Origin of the sequence: Pseudomonas sp. W15Feb9B, from assembly GCF_000828175.1 — a bacterium.
GTDB lineage: Bacteria > Pseudomonadota > Gammaproteobacteria > Pseudomonadales > Pseudomonadaceae > Aquipseudomonas > Aquipseudomonas parakoreensis.
This window is the reverse complement of record NZ_JTKF01000037.1, coordinates 35,207-56,149: the sequence shown is the minus strand read 5'-3', so window position 1 is coordinate 56,149 and position 20,943 is coordinate 35,207. Positions and strand designations below refer to the sequence as shown.

The window sequence follows — 20,943 nt, the reverse complement described above, 5'->3', positions numbered from 1 at the left end:
TCTTTTGATCTTGCCCTTTAAAAACAGAATCAAAAGATCGCAGCCTGCGGCAGCTCCTACAGGGATTGATGAGTCATCGAACTGGACGTTAGTTAGCTGGCTAAGGGGATGGCGTTGGTGCACCGAAAAATGGCACATTGACGCACCTGCCCGCGTGCACCCATCTGCTGTACGGAAACTTCCATGGCTATCAGCAACGCTCAGACCGCCGCTGCCTCGGCGTCCTCTCCTTCCCAAAGCAGCCCGTTGGTGATGCGTATCATCGGCGCGGTGGCGCTGGCGCATTTGATCAACGACCTGATTCAGTCAGTGCTGCCGTCGATCTATCCGATGCTCAAAGCCAACTATGGCTTGAGCTTCACTCAGGTCGGGCTGATCACGCTGACCTTCCAGTTGACCGCATCGCTGCTGCAGCCGTGGGTCGGTTATCACACTGACCGCCATCCGAAACCGTGGCTGTTGCCGGCAGGTTCGATTTGCACGCTGATTGGCATCGTGATGATGTCGGTGGTCGGCAGTTTTCCATTGATTCTGCTGGCGGCGGCATTGATCGGTATCGGTTCCTCGACCTTCCACCCCGAAGCCTCGCGAATTGCCCGGCTGGCCTCGGGTGGACGCTTTGGTCTGGCGCAATCGACGTTTCAGGTCGGTGGTAACGCTGGCTCTGCATTCGGCCCGTTGCTGGCGGCGGCGATCATCATTCCGTTCGGTCAGGGCAACGTGGCGTGGTTCGGTCTGTTCGCGGTGTTTGCGCTGTTCGTGCTGTACCGCATCAGCCGCTGGTACGCCCATCACTTGAACCTGTTCAAGCTCAAGGCCGGGCAGGCGGCGACTCACGGGTTGTCGAAGGGCAGAGTGATCAGTGCGCTGGTGGTGCTCGGTCTGCTGGTGTTCTCCAAGTATTTCTACATGGCCAGCCTCACCAGCTATTTCACCTTCTACCTGATCGAGAAGTTCGACCTGTCGGTGGCCAGTTCGCAGTTGCACCTGTTCCTGTTTCTCGGTGCGGTGGCGGCGGGGACGTTCTTTGGCGGGCCGATTGGCGACAAGATCGGGCGTAAAGCGGTGATCTGGTTTTCGATCCTCGGCGTGGCACCGTTCACCTTGCTGATGCCGCACGTCGATCTGTTCTGGACCTCTGTCCTCAGTGTGGTGATCGGCTTCATCCTCGCCTCGGCGTTCTCGGCGATCGTGGTTTACGCGCAGGAACTGGTGCCGGGCAATGTCGGGATGATCGCCGGGGTGTTCTTCGGCTTGATGTTCGGTTTTGGCGGGATCGGCGCGGCGTTGCTCGGGCATCTGGCGGATGTGCACGGGATTGAGTACGTGTATTTCCTGTGCTCGTTTTTACCGTTGTTTGGCGTGCTGGCGATCTTCTTGCCACGCACTAAAAAGGCCTGACTCCACATCACTTCCAACTGTGGGAACGAGCCTGCTCGCGAATGCGGTGTGGTATTCACAGAGGTGTGACTGACACTCCCTTTTCGCGAGCAGGCTCGCTCCCACAGGGGAAATATGTTCAGCAGTAAATTTCAGGCACAAAAAAGCCGCGTATCAAACGCGGCTTTTTCTTGGGCGTGTCGCTTACACGTTGAAGCGGAAGTGCATCACGTCGCCGTCCTTGACGATGTAGTCCTTGCCTTCCAGGCGCCATTTACCGGCTTCCTTGGCACCGGCTTCGCCCTTGTACTGGATGAAGTCGTTGTAGGCGATGACTTCGGCGCGGATGAAGCCTTTCTCGAAGTCGGTGTGGATCACGCCGGCAGCTTGGGGGGCGGTGGCACCGACGCGGACGGTCCAGGCGCGGACTTCTTCGACGCCGGCGGTGAAGTAAGTCTGCAGGTGCAGCATTTCGTAGCCGGCGCGGATTACGCGGTTCAGGCCAGGCTCTTCCAGGCCCAGGGCCTCGAGGAACATGTCCTTCTCTTCGCCGTCTTCGAGTTCGGCGATTTCCGCTTCGATCTTGTTGCACACCGGAACCACCATGGCGCCTTCTTCTTCGGCGATGGCCTTGACCACGTCCAGGTGCGGGTTGTTCTCGAAACCGTCTTCAGCGACGTTGGCGATGTACATGACCGGTTTGGTGGTCAGCAGGTGGAAACCCTTGATGATCGCCTTCTCGTCGGCGCTCATGTTCTTCATCAGGCTGCGCGCAGGCTTGCCTTCGGTGAAGTGAGGGATCAATTGCTCCAGCAGGGCTTTCTGAGCCACTGCGTCCTTGTCACCACCCTTGGCATTGCGCGCGACTTTCTGCAGTTGCTTCTCGCAGCTGTCGAGGTCGGCGAAGATCAGTTCCAGGTCGATGATTTCGATGTCGCGCTTCGGGTTGACGCTGTTGGACACGTGGATCACGTTGTCGTCTTCGAAGCAGCGCACCACGTGAGCGATGGCGTCGGTTTCACGGATGTTGGCCAGGAACTTGTTGCCCAGACCTTCACCTTTCGAGGCGCCGGCTACCAGGCCTGCGATGTCGACGAATTCCATGGTGGTCGGCAGGATGCGCTTCGGATTGACGATGGCCGCCAGAGCGTCCAGACGCGGATCCGGCATCGGCACGATGCCGCTGTTCGGCTCGATGGTGCAGAAGGGGAAGTTCTCGGCCGCGATACCGGATTTGGTCAGGGCGTTGAACAGGGTGGACTTGCCGACGTTAGGCAGGCCGACGATGCCGCAATTGAATCCCATGGTGTTTCCCCTCGGATTAGAGTCAGGCCTTCTGGCTGTGCAGGTTTTTCATCGCGCGGTTCCATTCACCGGCGAGGATATCCGGCAGCACGCCGAGGGCAAAGTCGATGCTGGCATCGAGTTTTTCCTGTTCGGCGCGTGGCGCACGACCCAGGACGAAATTTGAAACCATACTGGCGACGCCCGGGTGGCCGATGCCAAGCCGCAGGCGGTAGAACGTATTCTGATTGCCCAGTTGCGCGATGATGTCGCGCAACCCGTTGTGACCGCCATGGCCGCCGCCCTGCTTGAGCTTGGCGACGCCAGGAGGCAGGTCGAGTTCGTCGTGCGCCACCAGGATTTCTTCAGGCTTGATGCGGAAGAAACCGGCGAGTGCCGCCACGGCCTGGCCGCTGCGGTTCATGTAGGTGGTGGGAATCAGCAGACGAACATCCTGACCCTGATGCGAGTAGCGCCCGGTCAGGCCGAAATATTTGCGATCGGCCACAAGGTTCACACCTTGCGCGGCGGCGATGCGCTCAACAAAAAGGGCCCCTGCGTTATGCCGGGTCTGTTCGTATTCGGCGCCTGGATTTCCCAGGCCAACGATCAGTTTGATGGCAGTCACGATAGGGGCCCTTCCTTGGAGTGGTGTTTGACATCGCCGCGATCAGTGAAGGCGGCGAAAGTGGACGAAAATTGCTCATTTACCATGAATGTAAACTCCGCGTTCCCGCCCGCTTTCTCGCTACGTTCCAGTCCGCGATGTTTCACTCACTCCGACGAACAGAGTGAAATTACTCTGCTGCGCCTTCTTCGGTAGCTTCTGGAGCAACACGTGGAGCGTGGACGTTGGCTACTGCCTTGTCATCGCCGTGTGCCAGAGCAACGAACTCGACACCTTTAGGAGCTTTGAGGTCCGACAGGTGAACGATGGTGCCGATTTCAGCGTTAGCCAGGTCGACTTCGATGAACTCAGGCAGGTCTTTTGGCAGGCAGGAAACTTCGATCTCGGCAACAACGTGCGAGATTTCGCCGCCTTTCTTCACTGGAGCAGCTTCGTTGATGAAGTGCACAGGAACGATAGCGGTCAGTTTCTGGCCAGCGACTACGCGTACGAAGTCAGCGTGCATCACGTGGCCTTTGGCCGGGTGACGTTGCAGTGCCTTGATCACGACGTTTTGTTTCTTGCCACCAACGTTCAGCTCGATGATGTGGCTGTAAGCCGCTTCGTTTTCGAGCAGTTTGGCAACTTCTTTGGCCAGCATGCTGATCGATTCAGGGGCTTTGTCGCCACCGTAAACAACAGCTGGAACCAGAGCGGCGAGACGACGCAGGCGGCGGCTCGCACCTTTCCCCAGGTCGGAACGCACTTCAGCATTCAGAGTAAAATCGTTCATTTTGTATCTCCAAAATAGCCATGACCGAGCGGCGTTTGCGACCAGCGCCAAACACGGTATGGGCAAAAAAGCCCCGCCCCGACAGGTATGCCGGGGCGGGGCGCTTTTCGTCAACGAGACATTTCGAGAAGGGCAGGGCCCTTAACGGAACATCGCGCTGATCGATTCTTCATTGCTGATGCGGCGAACCGCTTCGGCAACAACCGGTGCGATATCCAGTTGACGGATACGTGCACAGGCTTGTGCTGCAGCGGACAGCGGGATGGTGTTAGTCACCACCAGCTCGTCCAGCACGGAATTTTCGATATTCTCGATGGCCCGACCCGACAGCACAGGGTGTGTGCAGTAGGCAAAGACCTTGGCTGCGCCATGCTCTTTCAAGGCCTTGGCCGCGTGGCACAGAGTGCCGGCGGTATCGACCATGTCATCGACCAGAATGCAGGTACGCCCTTCGACATCACCGATGATATGCATCACTTCAGAGTGATTGGCTTTCTCACGGCGTTTGTCGATGATCCCGAGATCCACGCCCAGGGATTTGGCAACGGCACGTGCACGCACGACGCCACCAATGTCCGGGGACACGATCATCAGGTTTTCGAAGCGCTGATCTTCAATATCATCCACCAGAACCGGGGAGCCGTAGATGTTATCTACCGGTATATCGAAGAAGCCCTGAATCTGGTCAGCATGCAGATCAACCGTGAGCACACGGTCGATGCCGACTACGGTAAGCATGTCAGCAACGACTTTCGCGCTGATAGCCACACGTGCGGAACGCGGACGGCGATCCTGACGGGCATAACCAAAATAAGGAATAACAGCAGTGATACGAGTAGCCGAGGAGCGGCGGAAGGCATCAGCCATCACTACCAGTTCCATCAGGTTATCGTTGGTCGGAGCGCAAGTCGGCTGAATAATGAAAACGTCTTTACCGCGAACGTTTTCATTGATCTCGGCAGTAATTTCGCCGTCGGAAAACTTGCCGACAGAGATGTCACCGAGAGGGATATGCAGCTGACGTACAACACGCCGAGCCAGATCGGGGTTAGCGTTCCCCGTAAAGACCATCATCTTGGACACGCGCAGTACCTAGAGGCTGAGGGTAACCTGGATGAGTATAGAAAATGGCAGGGGCGGCTGGATTCGAACCAACGCATGGCAGGATCAAAACCTGCTGCCTTACCGCTTGGCGACGCCCCTGTATCTGTTGCTTCAAGTGCCTGGCACTTGATTCCTTTTAGAGCAGACTTTGCAGCTTGCGATGCAACATCGAAACGTTGCTTCCTTTTGCTACAAACCCTGTAAGGGTCTCTGTAAGAAGGGCCGAGACTTTATCAGCTTCAGCTTTGCTTGGGAAGCCCCCAAACACACAACTTCCAGTTCCGGTGAGTTTTGCTTCGGTAAATTTACCTAACAAATCCAATGCGTTACGTACCTCTGGATAACGCCTTGCAACCACCGGCAAGCAGTCATTTCGACTGTTTCCCTCGGGAACGGGGCGCACTTTAATGGGCGGCGTGTTACGTGTCAACAAAGGATCGGAAAAAATTTCTGCCGTACTTACAGAGACTTGCGGCACGAGCACCAGATACCACGGTTCTTCGGGGTCGACCGGGGTCAGTTTTTCGCCCACGCCTTCGGCAAATGCCGCGTGACCACGAACGAAAACCGGCACGTCAGCGCCGAGCGAAAGGCCCAGTGCCGCGAGGCGATCTTCATCCCAGCCCAGTTGCCACAGGTGATTGAGACCGAGCAGGGTAGTGGCCGCGTTCGAGCTGCCACCGCCGATGCCGCCACCCATCGGCAGCACCTTGTCGATCCAGATGTCGATGCCCAGTGTGCAGCCGGACTGTTGCTGGAGCAGTTTCGCCGCGCGCACGATCAGGTTGCTGTCGTGGGGCACGCCAGCGAATTCGGTGTGCAGCTGAATCACGCCGTCGTCGCGCACGGCGAAGGTGATTTCGTCGCCGTAATCGACAAACTGAAACAGCGTCTGCAGTTCGTGATAACCGTCTGCACGGCGCCCGAGAATGTGCAGCATCAGATTGAGCTTGGCCGGCGACGGCAGCGTCAGACGTGGAGCGGTCATGGGTTATTGCCCCAATTTACGCGGTTGCCAGGTCTTGATCACCAGCGTCACGTCCAGATCGGTGCCATGCAGTTTGATTCGCTCGGGCAGCCAGTAACCGTTTTGCTCGGCGTAGCTGAGGTACTCGACCTTCCAGCCGTCCTGTTCCAGATTGGCCAGGCGACTGTCGTTATCCAGGGTCAGACGGCTTTTGCTGCTGGGTGCCGGCAGGCCACGGACCCACCAGGCCAGATTCGACACGGGCAACTTCCAGCCCAGTTGCTCTTCGAGCAGCGCTTCTGGCGACTCGGCGTCATAGCGGCCCTGATTGGCGACTTCCAGCGAGACCTTGCCCGGACGCCCGGTCAGACGCGCCGCGCCACGACCCAGCGGGCCGGACAGACGAATGTCGTAGTAGTCCTGACGTTGCAGCCAGAACAGCGTGCCGCTACCGGAATCTTTCGGTGCGCGGATGCCGATCTTGCCGTCGATCTGCCAGCCGTCGAGGCCGGTCAGCTGTTGTTTGTTTGCGGCCCACTGAGCCGGACTGCCGTGGCCCTCGACCGATTCGCGAGCGCCGAAGCCCGCGCAACCGGCGAGCAGGGCGATGAAACTGAAAACAATAACGTGGCGCAAAAACATGAGTTAAAGAGTCTCGGATCCGGTCAGGCGCTTGATGGTGCTGCGCAGGATGGTGCTGTCGGGCTGATCCTTGAGGAATTTGCCCCAGACTTGTTTGGCTTCGCGCTGATTGCCCTTGACCCACAGGACTTCGCCCAGGTGCGCGGCGACTTCGTGGTCCGGGAAGCGCTCGAGAGCCTGACGCAGATACTTCTCGGCGTCGTCCAGATTGCCCATGCGGAAATTCACCCAGCCAAGGCTGTCGAGTACCGCCGGGTCTTCCGGATTGATCTGGTGCGCCTGTTCGATCAGGGCTTTGGCTTCGGCATAGCGGGTAGTGCGATCGGACAGGGTGTAGCCCAGTGCATTGAGTGCCATGGCGTTGTCCGGATCGCGCTTGATGATCAGGCGCAGGTCTTTTTCCATCTGCGCCAGATCATTGCGTTTTTCCGCGAGCATGGCCCGGGTGTAGAGCAGATTCAGATCGTCCGGGTATTGCTGCAAGGCTTTATCCAGCGTTTTCCAGGCCTTGTCGTCCTGTTTGTTGGCCGACAGGGTTTCGGATTCGATCAGATACAGCTGGATCGCGTAATCCGGCTGGGCATCGCGCTCGGCCGCCAGTTTGCTCTGGGCTTCGGCGGTCTTGCCGTTGTTCATCAGAATGTCCGCCTGACGCAGTTGCGCCGGCAGATAGTCATTGCCAGGGCCGACCTGGGCGTATTCGATCAGCGCGCCCTGTGGATCGTTGCGCTCTTCAGCGATGCGGCCGAGGTTAAGGTGTGCCGAATCGACGTGGCTTTCCCGGGCGATCAGGTCTTCCAGATAACCTTTGGCCTCGTCCCAAGCCTTGGCTTCCAGGCAGACCAATGCCAGCGAGTAACGCAGTTCATCGTCTTCGGGGTATTGCTGAACCAGGGTAGAGAACTCGACCTTGGCGTCGTCCATCCGGTCCTGTTCGACCAGAGTGCGCGCATACGTCAGGCGCAGGCGCTTGTCGTCCGGGTATTTCTTGATGCTTTTGCGCAGCAGTGGCAATGCTTCGTCGCCACGATTCAGGGTTTGCAGCAGGCGCGCGCGCAACAGGATCGGAGCAATCTCGCCTTCTTCCGGCGGGTTGTCTTCGAGCAGGCTCAGGGCGGCTTTATTGTCGCCGTCCTGTTGCAGCAACAGGGCCTTGCCGAAAATCAGCTGACTGTTCTTCGGGTGGCGCTGCAGCAGACGGTCGAAACTTTTCATCAAACCGTTGCGGGTTTCCTGATCGGTATCGGCCGCCGACAGTGCGAGGAAGTCGAAATGAGTGTCGCCCTTGCCTTGCAGGACTTTCTCCATGTAGACCATGGAGTCGTCGTAACGCCCGGCGCGGGCCAGCTGCACGGCAGCGGCGCGCTGCGCTTCGAGGTCGTCCGGGGCGTTTTTTGCCCAGATCAGCGCGGTATCCAGCGCAGGCTGGTCGGCACCGAGGTATTCGGCGATGCGGAACGCGCGCTCGGAAACCCCCGGATCCTGGGTATTGATCGCCTGGGTCACGTAGTTGTCCAGGGCAATGTCGAAACGATTGCGCTGGCCGGCGAGTTCGGCGCTCAACAGGCTGAAGACGGTTTCCTCGCTGAACGAGCTGTAAACCTTGGGTTTTTCAGGCGCGGGCGTGGTGTCTTCGACCGGCGGGGTACCGTCCGGCGAAACGGGTGCCATGGCCTGGCAGCCGCTGAGGAAGACAAAAGCAAGGAGCAACGCGGAAGATCTATTCATATAGGAGAAGGACGACTAACCTGCGGTCGGATCATCATGACACAAGCCTTCGGTCAAACATAACCGAGTCTCGAATGTGGCCTTTATAGTGGCCGACAATTGGGACAATAGTCAGCGGTAGTTGTTCTGAATCTGACGAAGTAGGACAATTGCCGGCTTCACGTCACCATCAGCGACCTTGAATGGCCTTCCTTGCACTCGGTATTAACCACAAGACTGCTTCAGTAGACGTCCGCGAGCGCGTGGCCTTTACCCCTGAGCAGCTGGTGGAGGCCTTGCAGCAGCTCTGCCGACTCACCGACAGCCGCGAAGCTGCGATCCTCTCCACCTGCAATCGCAGTGAGCTTTATATAGAACAGGATCAGATTTCCGCTGATCTGGTTCTGCGCTGGCTGGCCGATTATCACCATTTAAGCCTCGATGAGCTGCGTGCGAGCGCTTATGTGCACGAAGATGATGCGGCAGTTCGTCACATGATGCGCGTCGCCTCCGGGCTCGACTCGCTGGTGCTGGGCGAACCGCAGATCCTCGGCCAGATGAAATCGGCCTACGCCGTGGCGCGTGAGGCGGGCACCATCGGCCCGCTGCTGGGGCGGCTGTTTCAAGCGACGTTCAACGCCGCCAAGCAAGTGCGTACCGACACCGCCATCGGTGAAAACCCGGTGTCCGTGGCATTTGCCGCCGTCAGCCTGGCCAAACAGATTTTCAGTGATTTGCAGCGCAGCCAGGCCCTGTTGATCGGCGCCGGCGAGACCATCACGCTGGTCGCCCGCCATTTGCACGAGCTGGGGGTCAAGCGCATCGTGGTCGCCAACCGTACGCTGGAACGTGCCAGCCTGCTGGCCGAGCAGTTCGGCGCGCATGCGGTGCTGCTATCGGACATTCCGGCAGAACTGGTGCGCAGCGATATCGTGATCAGTTCGACCGCCAGTCAGTTGCCGATCCTCGGTAAAGGCGCCGTCGAAAGCGCGCTGAAGCAGCGCAAGCACAAGCCGATCTTCATGGTCGACATCGCCGTACCCCGCGACATCGAGCCGGAAGTCGGCGAACTCGACGACGTTTACCTGTACAGCGTCGACGATCTGCACGAAGTGGTTGCCGAGAACCTCAAGAGTCGGCAGGGCGCAGCCCAGGCGGCGGAAGAGATGGTCTCGGTCGGCGCCGACGATTTCATGGTGCGTCTGCGTGAGCTGGCGGCGGTCGATGTGCTCAAGGCTTATCGGCAACAAAGCGAGCGCCTGCGCGACGAGGAGCTGCAAAAGGCCCTGCGTCTGCTGGCCAACGGCGGCAACGCTGAAGAGGTGCTCGGGCAACTGGCCCGTGGCCTGACCAATAAACTGCTGCATGCGCCCAGCGTGCAGTTGAAAAAGCTTTCTGCCGAAGGCCGCCTCGATGCGCTGGCCATGGCCCAGGAACTCTTCGCCCTCGAGGGCTCACCGGATAGTTTTTCGGATAAAAAACCGCAATGAAAGCGTCACTGCTCAACAAGCTGGACATCCTCCAGGACCGTTTCGAGGAACTGACCGCGCTGCTCGGCGACGGCGAAGTCATTGCCGATCAGGCCAAATTCCGCGCTTATTCCAAGGAATACGCCGAACTCGAGCCGGTGGTACAAGGCTATAAAAAGCTGCTCGGCGTACAAAGTGATCTTGAAGGCGCCCAGGCGCTGCTCAAGGACAGCGACCCGGACATGCGTGAAATGGCCGTGGAAGAAGTCCGCGAAGCCAAGGAATTGCTGATCAGACTGGAAGATGATCTGCAGCGCATGTTGCTGCCCAAGGATCCCAATGACGGGCGTAACGTCTTTCTCGAAATCCGCGCCGGTACCGGTGGCGACGAAGCGGCGATCTTCTCCGGCGATCTGTTTCGCATGTACTCGCGTTACGCCGAACGGCGTGGCTGGCGCGTGGAGATCCTTTCGGAAAACGAAGGCGAGCATGGTGGCTATAAAGAAGTCATCGCCCGCATTGAAGGCGACAACGTTTACGGCAAGCTGAAATTCGAGTCCGGCGCGCACCGCGTACAGCGTGTACCCGCCACCGAATCCCAGGGCCGTATCCACACCTCGGCCTGCACCGTGGCGGTGTTGCCCGAGCCGGACGAGCGGGAAGCCATCGAGATCAACCCGGCGGATCTGCGTGTCGACACTTACCGCTCCTCCGGGGCCGGTGGTCAGCACGTCAACACCACCGACTCGGCGATCCGCATCACGCACATACCGACCGGCACCGTCGTCGAGTGCCAGGAAGAACGTTCCCAGCACAAGAACCGTGCGCGGGCGATGGCCTGGCTGTCGGCCAAGCTCAACGACCAGCAGACCGCCGCAGCGGCCAATGCGATTGCCAGCGAGCGTAAGCTGCTGGTCGGTTCCGGCGACCGTTCCGAGCGTATTCGTACTTACAACTTTGCTCAGGGCCGGGTCACCGACCATCGCGTCAACCTGACCCTGTACTCCCTGGATGAAATCCTCGCCGGTGGCGTTGAAGCGGTGATCGAGCCTTTGCTGGCCGAATACCAGGCCGACCAGCTTGCAGCGATAGGTGAATAAATGACCATCATTGCCAGTCTGCTGCGTGCCGCCGAACTGCCGGATTCGCCAACGGCGCGCCTGGATGCCGAATTGCTCCTGGCGGCGGCACTGGGCAAGTCGCGCAGCTTCCTCCACACCTGGCCCGAGCGCATCGTACCCAGCGAAGCGGTGCTGATTTTTACCGAGTACCTGCAACGGCGTCGAAGTGGCGAGCCGGTGGCCTACATCCTCGGTCAGCAGGGTTTCTGGAAACTCGATCTGGAAGTCGCGCCGCACACGCTGATTCCGCGCCCGGACACCGAATTGCTGGTCGAAGCTGCGCTGGAGCTGCTGGCGGCAACGCCGGCGAAAGTGCTCGATCTTGGCACCGGCAGCGGCGCGATTGCCTTGGCCCTGGCCAGCGAACGCCCGGCGTGGCAAGTCACGGCGGTGGATCGCGTGCTGGAAGCCGTGGCCCTGGCCGAACGCAACCGCCAGCGCCTGAGCCTGAACAACGCCACGGTGCTGAGCAGCCACTGGTTCAGCGCCCTCCAAGGCCAGCGCTTCGATCTGATCATCAGCAACCCGCCCTACATCGCCGCTGCCGACCCGCATCTGGTCGAGGGCGACGTGCGCTTCGAACCGGCCAGTGCGCTGGTGGCCGGTGTCGACGGGCTCGACGATCTGCGCCTGATCGTCGCCCAGGCCCCGGATCATCTGGAAGCCGGCGGCTGGCTGATGCTCGAACACGGCTATGATCAAGCCGAGGCCGTGCGTGATCTGCTGCTCACTCGCGGTTTTGAACAAGTCCACAGCCGCACCGATCTGGGCGGCCATCAACGGATCAGCCTGGGGCGCCTGCCGTGCTGAATGATCAGGAATTGCTGCGCTACAGCCGGCAGATTCTGCTGCAACACATCGACATCGATGGGCAACTGAAGCTCAAAGACAGCCGCGTGCTGATCGTCGGCCTCGGCGGTCTCGGTGCGCCGGTCGCGCTGTATCTGGCGGCGGCCGGTGTCGGTGAGTTGCATCTGGCGGATTTCGACACGGTCGACCTGACCAATCTGCAGCGTCAGATCATTCATGACACCGACAGCGTCGGCATGACCAAGGTCGACTCGGCGCTCAAGCGCCTCGGCGCGATCAATCCCGAGATTCAACTGGTGCCGCACCGTCAGGCGCTGGACGAGGACTCCCTTGCCGCTGCCGTGTCGGCGGTGGATCTGGTACTCGACTGTTCCGACAATTTCTCCACCCGCGAAGCGGTCAACGCCGCGTGCGTGGCCGCGCGCAAGCCGCTGGTCAGCGGCGCGGCGATTCGTCTGGAAGGGCAGTTGGCGGTGTTCGACCCGCGTCGCCCGGAAAGTCCGTGCTACCACTGCCTGTACGGGCATGGCAGCGAAGCCGAACTGACGTGCAGCGAGGCGGGTGTGGTCGGGCCACTGGTGGGCCTGGTCGGCAGTCTTCAGGCGCTCGAGGCCTTGAAAGTGCTGGTCGGTTTCGGCGAACCACTGGTAGGCCGCTTGCTGCTGATCGATGCCTTGGGTTCGCGCTTTCGTGAGCTGCGGGTCAAGCGCGATCCGGGCTGCAGCGTCTGCGGATCGCACGATGCGTGAGGCACCGATCGCGGTGTTCGATTCCGGTGTCGGCGGCTTGTCGGTACTGGCCGAGATCCAGCGGTTGCTGCCCCATGAGTCACTGCTGTACTTCGCCGATTGCGGGCACATTCCCTACGGCGAGAAATCCCCTGAGTTCATCCGCCAGCGCTGCAAGGTGATGGCCGGTTTTTTCCGCGAGCAGGGCGCCAAGGCCCTGGTGATTGCCTGCAACACCGCGACGGTGGCCGCTGTTGCCGATCTGCGCCGGGATTTCCCCGAGTGGCCGATTGTCGGCATGGAGCCTGCGGTCAAACCTGCTGCTGCCGCGACCCGTAGCGGTGTGGTTGGCGTACTTGCCACCACCGGCACGTTGCAGAGCGCCAAGTTCGCCGCGTTGCTCGATCGTTTCGCCACCGATGTTCGCGTCATCACCCAGCCGTGCCCCGGTCTGGTCGAGCTGATTGAAAGCGGCGATCTGCATAGCGCCGAGCTGCGCGCATTGCTCCAGCACTATGTCGAGCCGCTGCTGGCCAATGGTTGCGACACGATCATCCTCGGCTGCACCCACTATCCGTTTCTCAAACCGATGCTCAAGTCGATGCTCCCCGAAAGCATCAGCCTGATCGACACCGGTGCCGCCGTCGCCCGCCAGTTGCAGCGGCTGCTGGCCGAGCGCGGGTTGCTCGCCGACGGACCGAACCAGCCAGTCAGATTCTGGACCAGCGCTGATCCGGCGTCCTTTCGCAAAATCCTGCCCCTGTTGGGCCAGGCCGTCGGCGACGTCGAAAAATTCACCTTGTAAAAAAAATGTGAAATATCTAAAAAGTCAGCTGAACTTCTGCTCAAGCGCTGATTTCTATACCGCTGGGTTTACTAAAAAACCAAACGATCGTTCCGGAAAAGGAAGTTTCAAAGTGAAGCGACTATTCTGCTTGGCCGCGATTGCGGCTGCACTGATGGGGCAAAGTATTACCGCACAAGCGGCAGGCGTTGAGTTTGCAGTGGGTGCGACCAGCGATTCGACAATGACGTATCGCCTGGGCATGAATTTCGATTGGGACAAGAGCTGGCTGCAAAGTGACGTCGGTCGCCTGACCGGTTACTGGAGCGGTGCCTACACGTATTGGGAGGGTGACAAGACTTCCAGCAACAACAGCCTGTCGTTCTCGCCGGTGTTCGTTTACGAGTTTGCCGGTCAGTCGGTCAAGCCGTATGTTGAAGCGGGCATTGGTGTCGCAGCGTTCTCCAACACCAAATATGAAAGCAACAACATCGGCGGCTCTTTCCAGTTCGAAGACCGCATCGGTTTTGGCCTGCGCTTCAATGGCGGGCATGAAGTCGGGATCCGTGCGACGCACTACTCCAACGCCGGCCTGGCCAGCAGTAACGACGGTGTAGAAAGCTACGCGCTGCATTACACGATGCCGCTGTAAGCAAGATCAAAAGATCGCAGCCTGCGGCAGCTCCTAAAGGAAAACCCAATCCCCTGTAGGAGCTGCCGCAGGCTGCGATCTTTTTGCATCTAATCAACGGTAGGCCGTGGCAATGCCTTTGCGTTCTTCAATGCACTCCGGTGCACCCATCTCGAACTCGCGACAGATCAGCGGACGTCGTTCGTAGATCGTGCACATCATGCTGTCGCGATCCAGCGCCGCGCACCAACCGTCGTCCAGACGCAGCATGACTTCACCGCCCCACTCATCGGTATCGATAAAGCGCTCAGGCACGCCGGTGTCGGTGATCAGCATCACTTCAAGCTGGCAGCAGCACGCCGCGCAGGTCGAACAGGTGACCGCTGGCTCGGTGATTTGCTGGTGGGGAATGGTTTTCATGCCGGGCAGTGTAAGGCAGCCGCCGGGTATCGTGTGAAAGGTCTGACAGACGCTCAGTGGCTCAAGCGCCGCGCCATGGCATGCAACAACGGAAACAGCAGGGCCCACAGCAGGCCGATGCCGATCAGGGTCGGCACTTCACCGTAGGGGAATCGCACGCCGGCCAGATGTCCGCCGCCGTAATAGGATACGGCGCCGCCCACTGCACCGAGTGCGCTGGCCAGCCACCAGGGACGGGCGCTCCATTGCAGGCAATGACGCAACGTGGTGGCGAGCAAGGCCCAGAGCAGCATCAGCCACAGCGGAATCAGCGGCGACAGATCCTGGAATTCGAACACCCCGACAGCCCGCAACAGGCTGTCTACCGCCGTGCCGACAATCACCACGCTGAGGATCAGGCGACCTTCCGCCGCCCAACTGCTGATCCAGCCCAGATGAATCACCAGCACCGCCAGCGCCAGCAGCAGCCACAGACTGTTGCCGCCGATGACACAGGCCAGCCAGCCGACCTGAAACAGCACAGCATTGGCCACTCGCTCAAGCATCGAAGCGGCCGAGCAACGGCGCCGGCATGGCCGCCGGTTTCGCCAGCAGCAATTGCGCCGTGCCGATGGTGCGCTCCAGAAACCCGCCTTCGCAGTAGCACAGGTAAAACTCCCACAGCCGCAGGAAGTAATCGTCGTAACCCAATTCGCTCAAACGGCCATGGGCGCGGCGAAAGTTTTCGTGCCACAGGCGCAGGGTGCGGGCGTAGTGCAGGCCGAAATCTTCCATGTGCAGCAGGTTCATATCGGTCTCGCGGCTGACCACTTCGAGCATCTTCTGCACGCAGGGCAGGGCGCCGCCGGGGAAGATGTAGCGCTGGATGAAGTCGACGCCGCGCTTGGCCTGCTCGTAGCGCTGCTCGCGGATGGTGATTGCCTGCAACAGCATCAGGCCGTTGCTCTTGAGCAGATGCGCGCATTGTTTGAAGTAGGTCGGCAGGAAGCGATGGCCGACCGCTTCGATCATTTCGATCGACACCAGTTTGTCGTACTCGCCGGTGAGGTCGCGGTAATCCTTGAGCAGCAGCGTCACCCGATCCTGCAACCCCAGGGCTTCAATGCGCTTGGCGGTAAACGCGTACTGCTCTTTCGACAGGGTCGTGGTGGTGACGCGGCAACCGTAATGCTGCGCAGCATAGAGCGCCATGCTGCCCCAGCCGGTGCCGATCTCCAGCAGGTGGTCTTCGGGTTGGAGCGCGAGCTTCTGGCAGATCCGTTCCAGCTTGTTCAGTTGTGCCTGTTCCAGGCTGTCCTCGGGCGTGAGGAACTGCGCGGCCGAATACATCATGGTCGGGTCGAGAAACTGTTCGAACAGATCGTTGCCCAGGTCATAGTGCGCGGCGATGTTTTTCTGCGAGCCCTTGCGCGTGTTGCGGTTGAGCCAGTGCAGGCCTTGCACCAGTGGCCGGCTGAGGCGGGCCAGGCCGCGTTCCATGGCGTCGAGTACGTCGAGGTTGCTGACGAACACGCGCACCACCGCGGTCAGGTCCGGCGAATTCCAGTAACCGTGGATAAATGCTTCGCCGGCACCAATCGAGCCGTTACCGGCGACCATGCCCCACACCGCCGCGTCTTGCACATGGATTTCACCGAGCAGGTGGCTGCCCGGCGTACCGAACATCAGGCGCTCGCCGTCCTCGACCACCAACAACTGCCCGTGTTTGAGTCGGCTCAGTTGCCGCAATACGCCGCGCCGCAGCAGCGAGCCGGTCAAGCCGTTGGTGCTGAAGCGACTGACAGTCAGGCTAGAGGATTTCATGGCGGTGCTCCTTGGGAGGCACAGTGGCGATTTGGAAGCTGCCGTCGGCAGCCTGATGAGCAAAAATCGGCGCGCGTTTGAGCAACAGGCGCAGGGCTTGCCAATAAATGGCCAGACAGGTTTTCGCGGTCATCCACGGAAAGCGCCGCAAGTAGCGGTGCAGGCTGCGGCGATCAAGGGGCTCGCGCTGCAAGTTCAACGTGGCGTCGAACAGCTTGAGGTCGCCCTGCCAGTCGGCCATGTGCACGCCGAGGTTTTGCGCGGCCGGGCTGAAACTCATGCGGTACTCCAGATCGCGCGGCAGGAACGGCGAAACATGAAAGGCCTTGGCCACGGCGAAATGCTGATGAAAGTCTTGCAAGTGGGTCGGCGTGCGGGCGGGCAATACGTAGTGATAACGTTCGCGCCACGGCGTGTTGGTCACTTCGCAGAGAATCGCCGCCAGTTGCCCGTCGGCCTCGTGACAATAAAAGAAACTCACCGGATTGAACGCCAGACCCCAACTGCGCGGCTGGGTCAGCAGGCAGACCGAACCTTGCGGCTGGTAGCCAAGGGCGGTTGCGACCTGCTGGCGCACCGCATCGATCAGGCGCATGCCGCTGCCGGTGAAGGTTTTCAGGTAGTCGGTTTCGCGAAACGAAAACGGTGCAAAGCGGCTGCGACTGGCAAACGGTGACAGTTCGAACACGGCGTCCTGTTCCGCCAGATCGAGGTACAACAGACCGATCCGGTAACGGAATTCGTGGCGTCTGGGCGAAAAGCGCCGATGGCCAATCCAGCCGCTGTACAGAGCGCTGTTCATAAGCTTTCCCCGAACGCGGCGGCCACGCGCAACGCGCTGACCACGCCGTCCTCATGAAAGCCGTTGGCCCAGTAGGCGCCGCAGTAGTGGGTGTGCTGCTGACCGTCGATTTCTGCCCAGCGGTTCTGCGCCGCGACCGCCGCGAGGCTGAATTGCGGGTGGGCGTAAGTGTATTTGGCGAGCACCTTGAACGGGCTGATCCCGGCGCTCTGGTTGAGGCTGACGCAGAACGTGGTGTCGCTCTGAATGCCCTGCAGGATGTTCATGTCGTAAGTGACGGCCGCGTGGGTATGGCCGGCGCCGCTCAAGCGATAGTTCCAGCTGGCCCACGCCAGTTTGCGGGTCGGCAGCAGACGGGTATCGGTATGCAACACGACTTCGTTATCGGCATAGGGCAGGGCGCCGAGGATCGAGCGTTCCGCCTGGCTTGGCGTGCCAAGCAATTGCAGGGCCTGGTCGCTGTGGCAGGCAAGCACGACTTTGTCGAAACGCTCGATGCCGGCCGGGCTGTGGATAACCACGCCGTGTTCATCGCGATCGATGCGCGTCACCGGGCAACTGAGGCGGATCTTGTCCTGGAACGCTGCGGTCAGTGGCGCGACATAGGCACTGGAGCCGCCCTCGATCACCTGCCATTGCGGGCGATCGCTGACTGACAGCAGGCCATGATTCTTGAAGAAGCGCACAAAGAATTGCAGCGGGAAATTGAGCATCTCGGCCATCGGCATCGACCAGATCGCCGAGCCCATCGGCACGATGTAATGCAGGATGAAACGTTCGCCATAACCGCCAGCCTTGAGGTAATCGTCGAGCGTGGTATCGGCGGCAATACGCTGTTCGGCGAGGTCGCGCTGGGCTTCTTTATTGAAGCGCAGAATGTCGCGCAACATGCCCCAGAACCCCGGGGACAGCAGGTTGCTGCGCTGGGCGAAGAGGCTGTTGAGGTTGTTGCCGTTATATTCCAGACCGGTGTCCGGGTCGGTGACCGAGAAGCTCATTTCCGTCGGTTTGAACGACACGCCGAGCTGGCCGAGCAATCGAATGAAGTTCGGATAGGTCCAGTCGTTGAACACGATGAACCCAGTGTCCACGGCGTATTCGCGGCCATCGACGGTCACCTGCACGGTATGCGTGTGACCGCCGACCCAGTCGCTGGCCTCGAACACCGTGATGTCGTGTCGGCGATTGAGCAGGTGGGCGCAGGTCAGGCCGGCGATTCCGCTGCCGACAATGGCAATCTTCATATCGGGTCCCGCAGCGGTGGGTTGCTGCGCACCATGCGCTTGCCGATCGCCAGTTGCAGACGCGCCGGCAGTTTCGACAGGGGCCACAGTGCCGCCATGAACAGTGCCGGAAAAGCGATTTCCAGAGGCCGGTTATCGAGATGGCTGAAGATATGCCGCGCGGCTTTATCCACAGGCCAGCTCAACGGCATCGGGAAGTCGTTCTTTGCGGTGAGTGGCGTTTCGACAAAGCCCGGGCTGATGATCGTGACGTCGATGCCCTCGACCGCCAGGTCGATACGCAGCGATTCAAACAGGTAACGTAGCCCTGCCTTCGATGCGCCATAGGCTTCGGCCCGGGGCAGCGGCAGATAGGTGACCGAGCTGGCCATCCCGACCAAGTGCGGCGTGGTGCCTTTGCGCAGCAACGGCAAGGCGGCTTCGATGCAGTAACTGCTGGCGAGCAGATTGGTGCGCACCACGTGTTCGATGATCGAGGCATCGAACTGTCGGGCGTCCACGTATTCGCAGGTACCGGCATTAAGAATCACGCTGTCCAGTGAACCCCAGGCCTGTTCGATCTGCTGACCGATTTCGCGCACGGTCTGACTGTTGGTCAGATCGCCCGCCACCACCAGCACTTGCCCCGGATAGCGTTGCGACAGCACTTTGAGCGGTGCCACCTGACGCGAGCTGACGGCCAGATGCGCGCCGCTTTTCAGAATCTCTTCGGCCAGCGCTGCGCCGATGCCGCTGCTGGCACCGGTCAGCCAATACCGCCGTGGAGGTGTACGACTCATCCCATTCTCCTTTTCAGCCAGGCGATCACCCGGCCCAATACGGGTAAATGTTCATACAGCATGGCCCCGGCATCGAAATAATCCCGGTGGCGATAAACCTTGTCGCGCCACAGCAGGTGTGAACACCCGGAGACGCGAATCAACTGACCACCCGCCAGGCGCGGGTGGCGGTAACTCATGACCCAGCGCAGGTAACCTTCACCGTCAGCGATCTGGTCGAAACCGTGAAAGTCGAAGCGCAATTCGCTGACGTTGGCGTAGAGCTCGCTAAAGTAGTTGCGCAGTTGCTTGAGCCCCTGCACTTCATGCAGCGGATCGGTGAAGTGAATGTCCTCGCTGTACAGGTCGCTCAGGCGTTGCAAGTTGTCTTTGTTCAACTCGGCGAACTGACGGGCGAAGCGGCGCAGGAATTCACTCATGGGCATCTTCCATGGACGAACGCGCCGGCAGGTTCTTGAAGGCCGCCAGCGCGCGTTCGCGCGAGGCCCCCAGATTGACGATCGGCGCCGGATAATCCGCCACGCCGAACAGTCCGCCGGCGCTGGCCGGATTGTGGATTTCCTTCTTGTTCAGGCCGGCCAGTTCAGGCAGCCAGTGCTTGATGAACACACCTTCGCTGTCGAATTTTTCCGATTGGCTGATCGGATTGAAAATACGGAAGTACGGTGCCGAATCAGTGCCGGTCGAAGCGCTCCATTGCCAGCCGCCGTTGTTCGCTGCCAGGTCGCCGTCGATCAGGTGACGCATGAAAAAACGCTCGCCCTCACGCCAGTCGATCAACAGGTTTTTGGTCAGGAACATCGCCACCACCATCCGTAGGCGGTTGTGCATCCAGCCGGTTTCCAGCAGTTGGCGCATGGCCGCATCGATGATCGGCAAACCGGTGCGCGCTTCTTGCCACGCGGCCAGATCGTCCGGCGCATCACGCCAGGCCAGGGCCTCGGTTTCCGGGCGAAACGCGCGGTGACGCGACACCCGTGGATAACCCACCAGAATGTGCTTGTAGAACTCACGCCACAGCAGCTCGTTGATCCACGTCACCGCGCCGACCTTGCCGCTGTCGAACTCGCCCTGATTGTTTTGCAGGGCCGCATGCAGGCATTGGCGCGGCGAAATCACCCCGGCAGCCAAATAGGCTGAGAGTTGACTGGTGCCGGGTTTGGCCGGGAAGTCGCGTTCGCTCTGGTAGTAGTCGATTTGCGCGTCGGCGAAGGTGTCGAGACGCCGCCGGGCTTCCTGCTCGCCTGCCGGCCAAAGGGCGCGCAATGACTCGCTCGATGGTGCAAAACCTTTGATTGAGGCCGGCACCGGATCGCTGTCGATATTCAGCTTCGCTTGCTTGCCGGGGGCTTTTACCAACGCTGGTACCGAGCGATGCAGGCGCTCGTAGCAGACCTTGCGGAACTGGCTGAACACCTGAAAGTAAGTTTCGGTTTTGGTCAGTACCGTGCCGGGCCTGAACAGCAGTTGGTCGAGGTAGCTGTGAAAAGCAATGCCTCTGGTCTTCAGGGTCGCGGCGACTGCGGCGTCGCGCTGGCTTTCGTGGACGCCGTATTCTTCATTGGCGTGCACGGTTTCCACGTTCAGTTGCCGGCAAAGCTCAAGCAACACCGCCGGGGCCTGATCCCAATGGTCGGCAGTGCGCAGCAGCAACGGGATATTCAGCGCACCAAGGCTGGCACTCAATTCACGCAGGTTGCGCAACCAGAAGTCGATCTTGCACGCCGCGTCGTCATGTTCCAGCCACTGCTGCGGGCTCAACAGATACACGGCAACCGTCGGGCCGCGCGCAGCGGCAGCCGCGAGGGCGGTGTTGTCATGTTGGCGCAAGTCGCTGCGCAGCCAGATCAATTGCATCGCGGTTTCCA

General features: G+C 60.1%; 22 protein-coding genes and 1 tRNA gene. 7 read left to right on the top strand and 16 right to left on the bottom strand.

All coding sequences use genetic code 11. The features are described from left to right. Nucleotides 1-183 precede the first annotated feature (183 nt). Complete coding sequence (locus tag OC71_RS19465) at nucleotides 184-1,401, top strand: MFS transporter (protein WP_041072489.1); 1,218 nt, start codon at nucleotides 184-186, stop codon at nucleotides 1,399-1,401. A gap of 183 nt (nucleotides 1,402-1,584) precedes the next feature. Here OC71_RS19465 and ychF read toward each other — a convergent pair whose 3' ends face one another. From ychF to OC71_RS19425, 8 genes are all read right to left on the bottom strand, one after another. After that, nucleotides 1,585-2,685, bottom strand: a complete 1,101-nt coding sequence (gene ychF, locus OC71_RS19460; protein ID WP_041072487.1) for a redox-regulated ATPase YchF — start codon at nucleotides 2,683-2,685, stop codon at nucleotides 1,585-1,587. A 22-nt stretch (nucleotides 2,686-2,707) separates the two neighbouring features. Further along, complete coding sequence (gene pth / locus OC71_RS19455) at nucleotides 2,708-3,292, bottom strand: aminoacyl-tRNA hydrolase (RefSeq protein WP_003228164.1); 585 nt, start codon at nucleotides 3,290-3,292, stop codon at nucleotides 2,708-2,710. Between the two features lie 169 nt (nucleotides 3,293-3,461). Further along, nucleotides 3,462-4,064: a 50S ribosomal protein L25/general stress protein Ctc gene (locus tag OC71_RS19450; protein WP_007967646.1), complete on the bottom strand. Its 603-nt coding sequence runs from the start codon at nucleotides 4,062-4,064 to the stop codon at nucleotides 3,462-3,464. A gap of 141 nt (nucleotides 4,065-4,205) precedes the next feature. Then, nucleotides 4,206-5,147 (bottom strand): ribose-phosphate pyrophosphokinase, encoded by a 942-nt coding sequence (locus OC71_RS19445; RefSeq protein ID WP_003171603.1) that lies wholly within the window; start codon nucleotides 5,145-5,147, stop codon nucleotides 4,206-4,208. A 45-nt stretch (nucleotides 5,148-5,192) separates the two neighbouring features. Continuing rightward, nucleotides 5,193-5,267: transfer RNA gene (locus tag OC71_RS19440), tRNA-Gln, on the bottom strand. 37 nt (nucleotides 5,268-5,304) lie between these two features. Then, on the bottom strand, nucleotides 5,305-6,156 hold the full coding sequence (gene ispE, locus OC71_RS19435; protein WP_041072479.1) for a 4-(cytidine 5'-diphospho)-2-C-methyl-D-erythritol kinase: 852 nt from the start codon (nucleotides 6,154-6,156) through the stop codon (nucleotides 5,305-5,307). 3 nt (nucleotides 6,157-6,159) lie between these two features. Further along, a complete protein-coding gene (gene lolB, locus OC71_RS19430; protein WP_041072477.1) occupies nucleotides 6,160-6,777 on the bottom strand; it encodes a lipoprotein insertase outer membrane protein LolB in 618 nt (205 codons plus the stop codon). Nucleotides 6,778-6,780: 3 nt separating this feature from the next. Next, entirely contained in the window at nucleotides 6,781-8,505 is a 1,725-nt protein-coding gene (locus OC71_RS19425; RefSeq protein ID WP_041072474.1) for a tetratricopeptide repeat protein, read from the bottom strand. 182 nt (nucleotides 8,506-8,687) lie between these two features. Here OC71_RS19425 and hemA point away from each other — a divergent pair, with 182 nt between their 5' ends. The 6 genes from hemA (at nucleotide 8,688) to OC71_RS19395 (ending at nucleotide 14,048) form a co-directional block, all read left to right on the top strand. Further along, complete coding sequence (hemA, locus tag OC71_RS19420) at nucleotides 8,688-9,974, top strand: glutamyl-tRNA reductase (protein WP_041072472.1); 1,287 nt, start codon at nucleotides 8,688-8,690, stop codon at nucleotides 9,972-9,974. Further along, nucleotides 9,971-11,053 carry a peptide chain release factor 1 gene (prfA, locus tag OC71_RS19415; RefSeq protein WP_041072470.1) on the top strand — a complete coding sequence of 361 codons (1,083 nt, stop codon included), beginning with the start codon at nucleotides 9,971-9,973 and terminating at the stop codon, nucleotides 11,051-11,053. Before hemA ends, prfA begins: the two co-directional genes overlap by 4 nt. Beyond that, a complete protein-coding gene (gene prmC, locus OC71_RS19410; RefSeq protein WP_041072468.1) occupies nucleotides 11,054-11,884 on the top strand; it encodes a peptide chain release factor N(5)-glutamine methyltransferase in 831 nt (276 codons plus the stop codon). Further along, nucleotides 11,878-12,633 carry a molybdopterin-synthase adenylyltransferase MoeB gene (locus tag OC71_RS19405; RefSeq protein WP_041072466.1) on the top strand — a complete coding sequence of 252 codons (756 nt, stop codon included), beginning with the start codon at nucleotides 11,878-11,880 and terminating at the stop codon, nucleotides 12,631-12,633. Before prmC ends, OC71_RS19405 begins: the two co-directional genes overlap by 7 nt. Next, the gene (gene murI, locus OC71_RS19400) at nucleotides 12,626-13,417 is read left to right on the top strand and encodes a glutamate racemase (RefSeq protein ID WP_041072464.1); all 792 of its coding nucleotides are present in this window, start codon (nucleotides 12,626-12,628) and stop codon (nucleotides 13,415-13,417) included. The genes OC71_RS19405 and murI overlap by 8 nt, the downstream gene beginning before the upstream one ends. 112 nt (nucleotides 13,418-13,529) lie before the next feature. After that, on the top strand, nucleotides 13,530-14,048 hold the full coding sequence (locus tag OC71_RS19395) for an acyloxyacyl hydrolase (RefSeq protein WP_027612230.1): 519 nt from the start codon (nucleotides 13,530-13,532) through the stop codon (nucleotides 14,046-14,048). Between the two features lie 93 nt (nucleotides 14,049-14,141). Here OC71_RS19395 and OC71_RS19390 read toward each other — a convergent pair whose 3' ends face one another. Genes OC71_RS19390 through phrB form a run of 8 tightly spaced genes read right to left on the bottom strand, consistent with a single transcriptional unit; the run spans nucleotide 14,142 to nucleotide 20,932 of the window. Beyond that, a complete protein-coding gene (locus OC71_RS19390) occupies nucleotides 14,142-14,447 on the bottom strand; it encodes a YkgJ family cysteine cluster protein (protein WP_041072462.1) in 306 nt (101 codons plus the stop codon). Between the two features lie 53 nt (nucleotides 14,448-14,500). Beyond that, complete coding sequence (locus OC71_RS19385; protein WP_041072460.1) at nucleotides 14,501-14,992, bottom strand: DUF2878 domain-containing protein; 492 nt, start codon at nucleotides 14,990-14,992, stop codon at nucleotides 14,501-14,503. Further along, nucleotides 14,985-16,250, bottom strand: coding sequence for a cyclopropane-fatty-acyl-phospholipid synthase family protein (locus tag OC71_RS19380; RefSeq protein WP_041072458.1), 1,266 nt, complete (start codon nucleotides 16,248-16,250; stop codon nucleotides 14,985-14,987). Before OC71_RS19380 ends, OC71_RS19385 begins: the two co-directional genes overlap by 8 nt. Beyond that, nucleotides 16,237-17,052: a DUF1365 domain-containing protein gene (locus tag OC71_RS19375; RefSeq protein ID WP_041072456.1), complete on the bottom strand. Its 816-nt coding sequence runs from the start codon at nucleotides 17,050-17,052 to the stop codon at nucleotides 16,237-16,239. The genes OC71_RS19380 and OC71_RS19375 overlap by 14 nt, the downstream gene beginning before the upstream one ends. Continuing rightward, nucleotides 17,049-18,296, bottom strand: a complete 1,248-nt coding sequence (locus OC71_RS19370) for an NAD(P)/FAD-dependent oxidoreductase (RefSeq protein WP_041072454.1) — start codon at nucleotides 18,294-18,296, stop codon at nucleotides 17,049-17,051. The genes OC71_RS19375 and OC71_RS19370 overlap by 4 nt, the downstream gene beginning before the upstream one ends. After that, entirely contained in the window at nucleotides 18,293-19,075 is a 783-nt protein-coding gene (locus tag OC71_RS19365; protein ID WP_041072452.1) for an SDR family oxidoreductase, read from the bottom strand. Before OC71_RS19365 ends, OC71_RS19370 begins: the two co-directional genes overlap by 4 nt. Then, the gene (locus OC71_RS19360; protein ID WP_041072450.1) at nucleotides 19,072-19,494 is read right to left on the bottom strand and encodes a nuclear transport factor 2 family protein; all 423 of its coding nucleotides are present in this window, start codon (nucleotides 19,492-19,494) and stop codon (nucleotides 19,072-19,074) included. The genes OC71_RS19365 and OC71_RS19360 overlap by 4 nt, the downstream gene beginning before the upstream one ends. Beyond that, a complete protein-coding gene (gene phrB / locus OC71_RS19355; protein WP_041072448.1) occupies nucleotides 19,487-20,932 on the bottom strand; it encodes a deoxyribodipyrimidine photo-lyase in 1,446 nt (481 codons plus the stop codon). Before phrB ends, OC71_RS19360 begins: the two co-directional genes overlap by 8 nt. Nucleotides 20,933-20,943: the final 11 nt, after the last annotated feature.